The following is a 12,583-nucleotide window of genomic DNA, read 5'->3' on the forward strand; positions in this document are numbered from 1 at the left end:
AGTTCACCAAGGCTCGTATTATAGTTATTTATATCTACTAAAGAAGCGGTTACTAAGAAGCGAATCAAGTCATCCACATCTAATTTCTATGCGAGTCCGAAGAATCATTTTGATTCCCAAGCGTTTCTAACACAGCTCGCACTAAGATATCAGAAGCAACAGGCATCACCTTATGATCAAAGGTCATCTTCGGATGATGTAAACCTGGTTTCAATCCGCAGCCAATGGCCAGCATCGTCGCTTTTAAATCAGGCTTCTTAATCGTATAGAAATGAAAGTCATCTCCCCCTGTTGTCTGGATGATTTGTCGACAAGCGCGATCTCCCACAACTCCTCGGATAGATTTTTCCATATACTCGACTGCTTCTTCACTCCATTCCGCTGCAGCAGCTTCAGATTTCAATACAAGGTCTATCGGCGTGTCATACAAATCCGAAACAGCGTTCATAATCGCTTCGACTTTCACTGTAAGCTCTTCCATCACCTCATTTGTCTGAGCTCGTAAGTCCAATGAAAAAGTCGCTGTTCCCGGGATAATATTGGAACTTTTGCCGCCGCTATGAAAAGACGTCACCTTGACAGAATAGGGAATCCTCGGATTCAAATGGATACCTTTCATCATATGAATTATTTCCGCACCAATATCGATGGCATTTTTATTAAGATGAGGACGGGCACCATGGGCGTCCTCTCCGGAAATGGTCCCTTCCAAAAAACGAGCGGCCCCATGTTGGATCCCTGGAGCAAACTCGCCTGTCCGCAACTCTTGTTCCGGTCTTAAGTGAAGGCCATACAGGTAGTCAACATCATTCACCACCCCCTTTCTTACCATGACCAAAGCCCCCTCGACGGTTTCTTCAGCCGGCTGAAAAATAAACCGCACTGTCCCGCTCCATACCGACTGCTTCTTTTCCAATGCAAAAAGAGTTTCGAGTACAATCGCCATATGGGCGTCATGACCACAAGAATGATTGGCTTTCCACTTCCTGCCATAACGCATCAATATCTGCGCGGATCGCCACACATGGACGGCCGCTGCCAAGCTCTGCAACCAGACCCGGTCCGTCATCAAATTGTGTGACACGCGCATTCGTTTTTTCTAATAATGAGGCAATGTAATAGGTTGTTTCTGTCTCCTTCCAACTGATTTCTGGATGATGGTGCAAATGTTCAAACATTTCTTCAAGTGTCGGACGGCTGCTCATAAAGATACCTCCTTCTTCCTATTGGGGGATTAAATCGGTCCCCAATTAATCAATACACCTACAGTCAGCATAACAATGGCTATCCCTGCCCATATCAACAGCAATGGAAACATCCACTTCGCCCACTTAATCCAAGGCACTCCAGCAACAGCAAGGCTTGCCATCAAGGGCCCGGATGTTGGAAAGATACTATTCGTAAACCCATCGCCGAATTGATAAGCTTGGACGGCAACTTGACGTGTAACACCAATCATATCGGCTAAGGGGGATAATATCGGCATAGCAATCATGGCTTGGCCGCTGCCAGAAGGAACAAGAAAGTTCATCATTCCATTAGCCAAAAACATGCCAAGGGCTGCCATCACAGGGGATAATCCTTCTAAAGGGACAGATAAGGCATGAACAGCAGTATCCAAGATATTCGAATTTTCCATAACGATCAAAATAGCCCGGGCCACACCAATAATGAGTGCACCATAGACGAGTTTCTGGCAACCATCAAGAAACGTGAGCGCAATTTTATTATAATTCATCCCTGCAATCATTCCCGATACAATCCCTATAATAATAAAGAAAGCTGCCATATGATTAATTGACCACTGGAAGCGGATCGTTGCAAAAATGAAGAATAATAGTGCACTACCGACAAATCCCATGATCCACTTATGTCTTGTCGTAAACGGGGCTTTTAAATCTTGACTTGAAACATTGGATTCGCCCAATACCCCTATTAGGCTTTTGGCTGGATCATTCAGTACCTTTTTTGCATAATTCCATGTATAAAGAATCGTTACACCCACAATAATTACAAAAGCGATGATTCGAAGTATCATCCCCGAAAATAAAGGAAGGTCAGCTATAGATTGAGCGATCCCAATGGTGTAGGGGTTCAAAAACCCAACGTTAAACCCAGCAAACGTGGCGCCAAACGTAATGGCAACAGCTACCATAGCATCCAGTTTTAAAGCTCTAGCTATAATAACGCCAATCGCAACAAATGGAATGACAGAGTTGGCCACTGCACCAACAGCACCACCAAGGGCAAACAAAATGGAAACAATGGCAATCAACCAAAATTCTTTTCCTTTCGTTTTATGAACGGCACGTAAAATACCACCCTTAATGGCACCTGATCTCTCGATCACTTCAAAAGCTCCACCTGCAAACAATACCAAAAAAATCAATCCGCCCGACTGGACCATTCCTTCTTGTAAGGCTAAGAAAATATCCATGAAACCTGCCGGATTTCCCCCAACACGGCTATATGTATCCGGAATCACTCGTTCTACCCCATCCATGGACTCACGTTCAAAGGTTCCCGAAGGGACCATATAAGTAGCGAGGACGGCAATTAAAAGGACGGCAAAAAGAATCACATAAGTATCCGGCATCTCCCACTTCTTTTTCCTATTCTCCTCCTGTTCTGGTGTTTGTTCAGGTAAACTCATATCATTACCTCCCTTTCCTTTATCCTTCAAATGGATAGAAATATAGAGCCATTATATATAACATTCCCTGAAATCTCAAAATTCTGTCTTTTTATCCGAAAGGAGTCCACTAAAAAATCTTTCTGAAAGAGTCCAGAAAGATTTTTTATTTATATATGGACAGGATTTACAATTTCAGCTGGAAACACAGGGGTTTTTTCACTTTCCGGATCCCTAAAATCGAATGCCTCAATGGAACCAGGTCCCTCTTCGTCTACACTCGTATATCTTTATCTTTTCTTCACAATACCTTCCCTTTCTACTCTTAACACTTTTTATGTGATTCTTTTATTCATCTATTAATACAGCTTTTACGATTAAACGATGAGTTGGATCTGGAACAGGGTCACAAGTGATCAGTGTCACCATGGTTTCCTTTCCCGATTGATTCAAAACAGATAGATTTTCTGGTGTAACAAGAAAGGAGTGTTGGACTTCGTACTCGAACTCTCCCTCCGTCGTGTGAAACAAGATCGAATCACCTTCTTTTACCTCATCCAATCTATTAAAAAGCTTGCCGTCCCTATAGCCCCTATGAGCAGCAAGGGCGGCATTACCATGATGACCAATTGGAGCCGTCCCATTCAAATGGCCCACTCCATATTTTAAATGGGCGTCACTGGCCCCCTGTAAAACGGGCAATTTTAATTGAATGGTTGGAATTTCAATAGTTCCTAAAACCGAAGCATCATCTTCTTCTTTGGCAAACAGGGAATGGCTCCTCTCTCCTGCTTCCAGAAGGTCATTCACTTTCTTTATTTGAACTTCCCTCTCACCTTTTGAGTCGGGGCTATCCCCTTCTCCAGATTCAAATTGTTGGATATATTGATCCTTTTTATAAGAGGCCCATTGATCTTCGACAAACGGATAACTGATCACCCCCAAACCTATAAGGATGATCCCCAATGCCAACCATTTCATCCTTTCATCACTCCTAAAAAATGAGCAAAATCCTAAGACGATTCTGCTCTAACCCCCCTTTGTTTCTTCCTACGAAAACTACGAATATAAAGGGAAATCCCCCATGTAAATAATAATCCGCCTACAAGGTAATAGAGATACGGGGAATCTTCTCCTGTCTGTGGAAGCACTCCTCCTCCAGATGAGACAGCTTGCTGATCTGTCTGGTTCTGTGACGAACCACCTCCCTGATCCGGTGTTGATCCTGGTGGAACATCACCTTCTGCGATAAAGGTAAAGCCAACTTCTGTTGCCAACCCTTGAAATTCATTCCCAGATTCATAAGGAAATTCAACCCTCAAAGATATCTCATCTGAACTTTTTCCTGTAAGCCTCCTCCCTGTAATTTTTTCAAAATCAGATAGATGACCAGCAAATACTTGCTCGCCTCTAATTTCGAGGGTGAAGGTTAACTGATTAAACAATTTTTCTGAGCCGCCTTTATGTGCAGCAGTCACTGTGTAATGGAAATTTTCCGTGCCATCATTATTCACAGTAAAGGTGCGGACAGCATAATCACCTGGCTTAAAGTTTTCGATGTCCATGACACGTTCGTGCGAGGTAGATAGATCAATCTCAGAGACATTTTCTAATGCCTGGGTTGACCCGATCGGTTGGAAGAGGACAAAGAGTAGAATGCATAGGCTATAAGTGCTGAAGATTTTTAGTAAAAGAGGGAATTTTATCATAGATAATCTCCTTTAGGGATTAGTAAAGAAAAGCGGGAGGAGTCCCCCCGCCCTTTCAAACATTATCTAGCCTCTCCAGCTGTCTGCTCACCTTCAAAAGTCCATTTAAGCGATAGAGAATCGCCTTGGAAATGGTTTTGATCTTCACCATTATCTACAAATTCATATTGAACATATAATTTATCGGATGTACCAGCAGCTAGATTCCCTCCTCTTTCGGCTAACCATGCACCAAAGATGTTTCCTTCTATTACATCAGGACTCATATCCTGAAGGTCAGCTAAAGTAGTGGAATAAATAGGTACATCTAACTTATCAGCATTTAAGAGAAAGTTAACACGAATATGGTCCCCGAAATCGTCACCATTATTATTACCTTCTCCACTTACTGTGTATTCTGTATCTAAATTAATTGCACCAATATCCAAGGAACCCCCATTCACTAAGTCAAATGAACGAAGCATCGTATCCCCAGGCTTAAGGTTATCCACATCAATAACTGTGGTAGGATTGGCAGATAAATCCAATGTACCAGCAGCAAATGATCCGCTGGCCTCTGCTGTATCACTGAAGTAAGCAAACGTTCCTCCACCAACCAAAGACAATCCTAAAGCCGCAGATGCCACACCCAAACCTAATTTCTTTTTCAATCCCATCCAAACGTCCTCCTTTAGAAATATATGTTTTAATATATTGAATCCTTGCTTATGTACAAGGAGTACAACCGTTAAGCTTTCGCAGATTCTTTCTCTTTCGTATCTTCCAGTTTAGATATCTCTCTCCAAATAGAGAGACATCCATATCCAAACAACCCAACTCCCGGAACCACTAATAATAGAAGAGATCCTAATTTGGAATTAGCAAAATCCATTACGTAACCGATATATGGAATCGTAAAGTCGACGTATTCACCTACGACATTGGCTGCTAAGACTGGCTCAAGGTCAGCACCATCATTGTTGTCACCTTTAGTGATATAACTGATATTTTCTCCCGCCCCCTTGACCTCTATGATTCTATGAGTGACGAGAACGCCTTCCTCACGCATAAATGTAATGACATCACCTTCTTCATAGTGGGTCCCTTCTTCGGTAGGTTCAATTGCTACAATCGACCCTGTTTGGAAGGTTGGTTCCATGGATCCAGAGAGGACTGTTTTCAATTGATATCCCATAAATGTGGACTCACCGCCAGAAATTTTCGAGACAGCCACTATGACAACCATGAAGATCAATATCGCATACAGTAAAAATGTCATGAGTGTACACAGTACATTTTTCATCATCTACCTCCCTCTTTGAATCGTTTATTCTTTTTCCTTAGACTCTTCCTCAACATCCTCTTGTTCAGAGGAAGCTTTTTCTTCTATTTCCTCACCCTTATTGGATGTCTCACCGTTCTTGTTTTTCTGACTATCTCCTGAACCGGATTTTTCCTTCTCTGCAGCATCTTCCGTTTGTTTATCTTTTGGTCCATAATTATCCCGTTCTGTGGTTTGCTCGTCATCTGAGGAGGAACCATCATCATTTGCTTGATCCTCTTTGTCACCTTCATCACTGTCCATGTTTACCTCTTCTTTTTCTTTAAAGGCATCAGCGGCTGCTTCTTTTTGACTTTCCTTCTGCTTTTCTTGTTCTTTTTTAGCTTTCCGCTCTTCTGCTTCCTTTTGTTTTTCTTCTTTCTCTTTTTCAGCCTCCTCTTTTTCCAGCTGCTTAATCATAGCTTGAACAGAAGTAATTTCTTCTTTAATCTTTTTCTTCTCTTCTTTCATTGTTTGTTTATTCTTTTCTAATTGGTTTTTGGGAGACTTGAGGGTTTCATTGATGAAATTTTGGAAATTCTCCCAAACCGCTTCCTTAATGTGAGGAGCAGCGTTCTGTCCAAACTGGTGGGTATGGTAATAAAATAGAAGATTTTCAATTTGACTATGTTTCAAACCACTCTTGAGGAGTAGGTCCTTCAATACATCACCGGCTAGTGGATATTCATCCTGTAAACAGGACGTTGTTGTCTGTTCAGACAGCTGAGCAATTTTCTCAAACCACTTGTAAATCGTATGGGCTCTTTCATTTAGATTTTCTCGTGCAAAGTCCAACCTATTATCCAGTTCCAAACGTTCGTTTTGTAATTCTTCGAGTTTGATCTGGTTTTCTTTCAACCCCTCTTCTTCCTCTTTCAGTTGTTGAATCGAATATTCCGCTAACCCTTCCACTTGCTCAAAGGAAGCTGTGTAACTCGTTATATCTGGTAGGTTATTCAACTCGTTAAGAAAGAGAAGAAGCTCTTCTTTGATATCTGAGAACCGTTCATTTATGTATCCAGGGAAAACTTCACAAGCTTTGATTTGCGATGATGTTGTCCCTGAATCACCAAAAGCACCGAACGTCTTACCAACAAATTGAGAACTCAAACCGATAATCAGTGAACTAATCGCAACACTGCATGCAATGTGTTTAGTTGTTTTTAGCACTCTGCTTTTACGTCGCCTTCTAAAACTATTTTTTCTAGGCTCCAGAGGATCTTCCCCCTTTTTCACAGCTGATTTGTTCTTGAAAATCCAACATTTGTTCTTTATTAAGAATAATGTAACCTGATTATATACTCGTAAGGTTTAAATGGAAACCTTCAAAAAGAACAGTATTGCGTTATAAAGAACATATTTTCAGACTTTTCCTTGATTATTCTCCATATCTCTTGCAATTCATTCGTTTTAATGAAAAAATAAATTCTATATATAGAACAAAATGAACCGCGATCCTTTAGAATGGAATATAAATGACAAAGGAGGAAAGAGGATCGGAGATGGCGGAAAAGAGATAAACGATTCTTTGACCATAAAAAAGAATTGGAGCCCTTCACCTAAAGGACTCCAACACTCTACCTATTTATTTAAATTGTCTTGTTGCTTCAACAGCTTTCTGCCATCCTTTATACAGCTTCGCTTGTTCATCCTTACTCATCTCAACTGTAAACGTACGATCATTTTCCGATTGCTGCTTAATCTCATCTTTATCTTTCCAATAACCAACGGCAAGACCTGCCAGAAAGGCTGCTCCAAGCGCGGTGGTTTCCTGAACGACCGGACGCTCGACAGGAACACCCAAAATGTCACTCTGAAATTGCATAAGGAAGTTATTTCTCACAGCCCCTCCGTCAACACGTAAGGCTTTCAGGTCAATGCCAGAATCTGCGATCATAGCATCCAGTACATCTTTCGTCTGGTAAGCTAAGGATTCCAGTGTGGCACGGACGAAGTGTTCCTTTGTCGTTCCGCGTGTCAAACCGAACATAGCACCTCTTGCGTCACTATCCCAATAAGGGGTTCCTAATCCGACAAAGGCTGGCACTAAGTAAACCCCTTCGGTTGAATCCACAGCTGTTGCATACGCTTCTGTTTCTGGTGCACTTTCAATGAGATTCAGTCCGTCTCGCAACCATTGAATTGCAGATCCTGCAACAAAGATACTGCCTTCAAGAGCGTATTCAACCTTGCCATCAAGTCCCCATGCAAGCGTTGTTAAAAGGCCGTGTTTGGAAGCGACGCCTTCTTCTCCTGTATTCATCAACATGAAACAGCCGGTCCCATAAGTATTTTTCGCCATCCCTTTATCAAAACAAGCTTGACCGAACAAAGCCGCTTGTTGATCTCCAGCGATGCCTGCAATCGGTACTTCATGGCCGAAAAAATGATAATCCACTGTATGAGCATAGATTTCAGAGGAAGGTTTCACTTCTGGGAGCATCGATGCAGGTACACCTAGAATATCAAGAAGTTCCTCGTCCCATTTCAAATCATAGATGTTATACATTAAGGTCCGGGAAGCGTTGGAATAATCGGTCATATGCGCTTTTCCACCTGAAAGTTTGTGAACAAGCCATGTATCCACCGTTCCAAATAGCAAATCACCTTGATCCGCTTTTTCCCTAGCACCTTCCACGTTGTCCAAGATCCATTTCACTTTCGTTCCGGAAAAGTAAGGGTCCAAGAGCAGTCCTGTTTTTTCACGGAAAAGGTCATTATGACTAGCAGCCCGCAATTCTTTACAAATTTCTTCCGTTTGACGGGACTGCCAGACGATCGCTCTATGAATCGGTTTTCCTGTGTTCTTGTCCCATACCACGGCTGTTTCGCGCTGGTTGGTAATGCCGATACCTGCAATTTGCTGTGGTTGGACATCAGATTTTCTCAATACATCTGCAATACAGGCAAGCACAGATGTCCAGATTTCATTAGCATCATGCTCGACCCAGCCTGGCTTTGGAAAAAACTGTTCAAATTCCTTTTGAGCGGTTTCTACTATTTTTCCAGCTTTGTTAAAAAGAATCGCTCGTGAACTTGTTGTTCCCTGGTCGATTGAAAGGATATATTGATTTTCCATCTGTATCATCTCCTCAAAATGAATTAGCTTACGTTTTTTTCTAACTGATTGCTGTAGGTTTGTCCTTTTTTAATTTCAGAACGAGCGGCCCCAACTAAAATGACAGCTATAATCGCAGACAAAATCCAAAAGGCAACCGAAAATTCCTGCATGAACATGGCTTTATGAAACAGAGCTCCATAAACCCCCCCTAAAATCGGACCTACAACCGGAATCCAAGCATAGCCCCAATCTGAACCGCCTTTACCTGGAATAGGCAGCAACGCATGAGCAATTCTTGGTCCCAAATCACGCGCAGGGTTGATCGCATAACCTGTCGCTCCACCTAAGGACATCCCGATCGCTACAATCAGTCCACCAACTATCAACGGGTTTAGTCCTTCTGTAAATTCATTGGCCCCAATAAATTGAAGGCCCATTAAAAGAACAAAGGTACCGATCATTTCACTCACTAAGTTTGAAAAAGGACTCCGAACCGCGGGATCAGTAGCGAAGACTGCCAATTTCGCCCCCTGGTCTTCCGTTTTTCTCCAGTGCGGTAAATAGTTAAAGAACACAATGGCTGCACCGATCATAGCACCGATTATCTGTGCCGTTATATATAAAGGTACTTTTGCCCATGGGAAATCTCCAACTGAGGCTAATCCCAGGGTGACCGCGGGGTTGATGTGCGCTCCAGTAAATCCACCTACGGCATAAACCCCCATCGTAACCGCAAGGCCCCAGCCAATTGTAATGACCACCCAACCGGCCCCTTCTGCTTTCGAATTCTTCAAGACCACTCCACCGACAACACCGCCGCCGAAAATGATCAAAATCATCGTTCCTATCAGTTCAGCTAGAAATTCTGACATCTGTGCCACTCCTTTTTATGATTTCAATGAAGTTAAGGAAGCAAAAAAAGAGACCCACAACTAAGAGCCGAACTAAAAAAGTTCGGTCTTCGTGTGAGTCTCCAAATCTCCGTCACATACTTAACTTGTTGCTTATTATTATAGAACACCGTGAAAGCGGTGTCAAACTATTTTTTAATCGCTTTCATAGATTCAAACCTTTGTTGTAAAACCATTACTATCTTTCTGCAAAGTCCTCTATTCAATGATTTGTGAGAATTCCTAAATAACCGTTAAACTGTTTGTTCATCCACACAAATGTAAGCGCTTAATTTTTAGTGTTTCCACAAATACTAATCAATCGAAGAGTGATAGAGTATAAAAGGGAGATTATCGAAACCCAACAATTGCAAACGGTTACACCAAGAACAGGGGGTAAATCATGCTAGATGTATTGAATCAAATCAACGATGTCCTATGGGGGGCGCCCAGCCTTATCCTATTATTTGGGACAGGATTATTTTTGACTATCATGTTGAAGGGCTTGCAGTTCAGCAAATTGTTCTACGCCTTTAAGCTCGCTTTTACGAAAGAGGATAAAACGGAATCCTCCTCTTCCGAGGGAGATATTAGTAACTTTAAGACACTTATGACAGCGCTCTCAGCTACCATCGGAAACGGAAATATCGCCGGTGTCGCAACCGCTTTGACTCTCGGCGGACCCGGAGCGATTTTTTGGATGTGGATTGTCGGTCTGCTTGGGATGGCGACCAAATATTCCGAAGCGCTGCTGGCGATGAAATATCGCGTTAAAAATGAAAATGGAGAGTATTCAGGCGGACCGATGTATTATGTAGAACGAGGCATCGGCAAGAAGTGGAAATGGCTGGCGGTCGCTTTTGCGCTATTCGGTGCCTTTGCTGCCTTAGGTATAGGAAACAGTGTCCAATCGAACACGATTTCCGATGTAATGACTGAAAGCTTTCATATTAATGGATGGATTACAGGTTCTGTTCTGGCAGTCTTAACAGGATTGATCATTTTTGGAGGTATACAGCGGATCAGTACAGTCGCTGGATTTTTTGTTCCAATTATGGCCTTTCTCTACATTGGCGGAGCGTTATTAATCATTATCGTTAATTACGATGCTATTGTACCGGCATTCCAGATGATCTTCCAGTATGCCTTCACTCCAGTATCCGCAGCCGGTGGTTTTGCCGGAGTGGTAGTTATGGAAGCAGTTCGAAGTGGGGTTTCACGTGGGATTTTCTCCAATGAAGCGGGTCTTGGTACTGCGGCTCTTATCGCTGGTAATGCCAAAACCGATCACCCTGTAAAACAAGCACTTGTCGCGATGACAGGAACGTTCATCGTTACCATCGTTGTTTGTACCATGACAGGACTTGTCCTCATCATGACTGGCTTCTGGGATCCATCAGGCGGTGCAATCTCTGGTGTTCAACACTCTACTGGTCTTGATGGCGGAGCGCTGACGAGTGCAGCATTTGGACATGCTTTAGGAACAACAGGCGAATACATTGTAGCCTTTTCTGTCATCTTCTTTGGGTTTTCAACGATTGTCGGCTGGTATATGTACGGTGAAAAATGCTTTGAATACTTGCTTGGTCTTCGATACATCGTCCCGTACCGCTTCATTTATATTGCGGCGACGTTCATGGGAGCGGTCATGCAGCTTGATCTCGTGTGGGCCTTTGCCAATATGGCGAATGCCTTGATGATGATTCCGAACTTAATTGCGCTGTTGCTCCTTTATAAAGTGATCGTCAAAGAAACGAATTTCTACTTTAACGATTATATCCAACAGCAACAGTATACCCGCTCCAAAGCAAGTTAATATAAAACAGGACAGACTCATGCGAGAGTCTGTCCTGTTTTTTTGCCTTTGGAGTATGATTCCAGCGGTCGTTTTAAGAACCCCATCCATCCAAAAGATGATTAAAACCCTATTGTGCCGCTATCCCCCCTGACACACCGCCTGGCCAAAGGAAAAAGAGATGACCTCTGAAAGATCATCTCTACTTACACGTGTCATCCTAAATGCTTTAACTCTTTCACAATATTCTTAGGTTTACCGCCCGTCACACCAGCGACAAGATTTTCCGCCGCTTTCAAAGCCATCGCTTCACGTGCCTGAGCTGTAGCTGATCCAATGTGCGGTGTTGTCACAACATTATCCATCTTCAGGAGCGAGTTGGATGGATCGACAGGTTCTTTTTCAAACACATCTAACCCGGCGCCGCCAATTATCCCTTCTTTCAGAGCGTGGATAAGTGCTTTCTCATCGACCACTTGCCCACGGGAAGCATTAATTAAAAGCGCATCTTCTTTCATTTGTTTCAGTTCTCTCGCCCCAATCAAATGATGGGTTTCTTCTGTCAGGGGGACCATTGTCAGGACAAAATCTGATTTCTTCAACAGTTGTTCCATCGATTCTCTTTTTAGCCCGTATTTTTCCTCTACCTCTGGACGCGGACGGCGATTATAATAAAGAACGTTCATGTCGAACCCTTGGGCTGCCCGCTTGGCCACCTGCTCTCCAATCCGGCCCATGCCTATAATACCGAGTGTGGCATGATGAACATCTTTTGATAAAAAGGAAGGGTCATCTAACTTGTTCCATTTTCCGTCTTTCACATAATGATCCAACTGACTAATTCTTCTAGAGCTCGATAAAATCAAGCCAAAGATTAAATCAGCCACGGTATGATCCAGAACGTAAGGAGTATGTGTGCCGATGATCTTGTGTTTTGCCATAAGCTCCGTGTCTAATGTATCGTATCCAACAGAAATATGGCTGATTATTTTTAAGTTCGGGGCCTGCTTGATAAAACTTTCGGTCACTTTAGCCTTAGGGGTCATTAAACCTTGAACGTCTTGAATCTCCCTAAACAATATATCATCTGGAATCCTTTCCTCTTCTCTCCATATCTTATATTCGCAATGCTCAGCTATATAGTTTTCGACTTGTCGCGAGATAGGTTTGGCGATAAAAACTTTTGGTTTCATTGT

At 42.7% G+C, this 12,583-nt stretch carries 10 protein-coding genes and 1 pseudogene; 1 reads left to right on the forward strand and 10 read right to left on the reverse strand.

Annotated features, from left to right (window positions below; genetic code table 11):
• Positions 1 to 79: 79 nt before the first annotated feature.
• The 9 genes and pseudogenes from BLW54_RS01225 to BLW54_RS01265 all read right to left on the reverse strand — a co-directional run bounded on the left by BLW54_RS01225 (position 80) and on the right by BLW54_RS01265 (position 9,574).
• Positions 80 to 1,205 (reverse strand): annotated as a pseudogene (locus BLW54_RS01225) (amidohydrolase).
• 29 nt (positions 1,206 to 1,234) lie between these two features.
• Entirely contained in the window at positions 1,235 to 2,653 is a 1,419-nt protein-coding gene (locus tag BLW54_RS01230) for a YfcC family protein (protein ID WP_074733025.1), read from the reverse strand.
• Positions 2,654 to 2,980: 327 nt separating this feature from the next.
• Complete coding sequence (locus tag BLW54_RS01235) at positions 2,981 to 3,613, reverse strand: class D sortase (protein ID WP_051744022.1); 633 nt, start codon at positions 3,611 to 3,613, stop codon at positions 2,981 to 2,983.
• 32 nt (positions 3,614 to 3,645) lie between these two features.
• Positions 3,646 to 4,341: a TasA family protein gene (locus BLW54_RS01240; protein ID WP_035506295.1), complete on the reverse strand. Its 696-nt coding sequence runs from the start codon at positions 4,339 to 4,341 to the stop codon at positions 3,646 to 3,648.
• Positions 4,342 to 4,403: 62 nt separating this feature from the next.
• Positions 4,404 to 4,997 (reverse strand): CalY family protein, encoded by a 594-nt coding sequence (locus BLW54_RS01245; RefSeq protein ID WP_035506297.1) that lies wholly within the window; start codon positions 4,995 to 4,997, stop codon positions 4,404 to 4,406.
• 71 nt (positions 4,998 to 5,068) lie between these two features.
• On the reverse strand, positions 5,069 to 5,626 hold the full coding sequence (sipW, locus tag BLW54_RS01250; protein ID WP_181949637.1) for a signal peptidase I SipW: 558 nt from the start codon (positions 5,624 to 5,626) through the stop codon (positions 5,069 to 5,071).
• 21 nt (positions 5,627 to 5,647) lie between these two features.
• Entirely contained in the window at positions 5,648 to 6,811 is a 1,164-nt protein-coding gene (locus BLW54_RS20335) for a hypothetical protein (protein WP_139254051.1), read from the reverse strand.
• A gap of 415 nt (positions 6,812 to 7,226) precedes the next feature.
• Positions 7,227 to 8,720: a glycerol kinase GlpK gene (gene glpK, locus BLW54_RS01260; RefSeq protein ID WP_074733026.1), complete on the reverse strand. Its 1,494-nt coding sequence runs from the start codon at positions 8,718 to 8,720 to the stop codon at positions 7,227 to 7,229.
• A gap of 23 nt (positions 8,721 to 8,743) precedes the next feature.
• Complete coding sequence (locus tag BLW54_RS01265) at positions 8,744 to 9,574, reverse strand: MIP/aquaporin family protein (protein WP_035506304.1); 831 nt, start codon at positions 9,572 to 9,574, stop codon at positions 8,744 to 8,746.
• Positions 9,575 to 9,995: 421 nt separating this feature from the next.
• Here BLW54_RS01265 and BLW54_RS01270 point away from each other — a divergent pair, with 421 nt between their 5' ends.
• Positions 9,996 to 11,408 carry an alanine/glycine:cation symporter family protein gene (locus tag BLW54_RS01270; RefSeq protein WP_035506306.1) on the forward strand — a complete coding sequence of 471 codons (1,413 nt, stop codon included), beginning with the start codon at positions 9,996 to 9,998 and terminating at the stop codon, positions 11,406 to 11,408.
• Between the two features lie 194 nt (positions 11,409 to 11,602).
• Here BLW54_RS01270 and BLW54_RS01275 read toward each other — a convergent pair whose 3' ends face one another.
• Positions 11,603 to 12,580, reverse strand: a complete 978-nt coding sequence (locus tag BLW54_RS01275) for a 2-hydroxyacid dehydrogenase (RefSeq protein ID WP_074733027.1) — start codon at positions 12,578 to 12,580, stop codon at positions 11,603 to 11,605.
• Positions 12,581 to 12,583 lie beyond the last annotated feature (3 nt).

The organism is Halobacillus karajensis (genome assembly GCF_900108515.1).
GTDB classification, from domain to species: Bacteria; Bacillota; Bacilli; order Bacillales; family Halobacillaceae; genus Halobacillus; species Halobacillus karajensis.

Bases quoted from the DNA above. Each gene is read 5' to 3' on its own strand.
- BLW54_RS01245 (WP_035506297.1), bottom strand. From the start codon at position 4,997: ATGGGATTGAAAAAGAAATTAGGTTTGGGTGTGGCATCTGCGGCTTTA.
- glpK (WP_074733026.1), bottom strand. From the start codon at position 8,720: ATGGAAAATCAATATATCCTTTCAATCGACCAGGGAACAACAAGTTCA.
- BLW54_RS01265 (WP_035506304.1), bottom strand. From the start codon at position 9,574: ATGTCAGAATTTCTAGCTGAACTGATAGGAACGATGATTTTGATCATT.
- BLW54_RS01235 (WP_051744022.1), bottom strand. From the start codon at position 3,613: ATGAAATGGTTGGCATTGGGGATCATCCTTATAGGTTTGGGGGTGATC.
- BLW54_RS01240 (WP_035506295.1), bottom strand. From the start codon at position 4,341: ATGATAAAATTCCCTCTTTTACTAAAAATCTTCAGCACTTATAGCCTA.
- BLW54_RS01230 (WP_074733025.1), bottom strand. From the start codon at position 2,653: ATGAGTTTACCTGAACAAACACCAGAACAGGAGGAGAATAGGAAAAAG.
- BLW54_RS01270 (WP_035506306.1), top strand. From the start codon at position 9,996: ATGCTAGATGTATTGAATCAAATCAACGATGTCCTATGGGGGGCGCCC.
- BLW54_RS01275 (WP_074733027.1), bottom strand. From the start codon at position 12,580: ATGAAACCAAAAGTTTTTATCGCCAAACCTATCTCGCGACAAGTCGAA.
- sipW (WP_181949637.1), bottom strand. From the start codon at position 5,626: ATGATGAAAAATGTACTGTGTACACTCATGACATTTTTACTGTATGCG.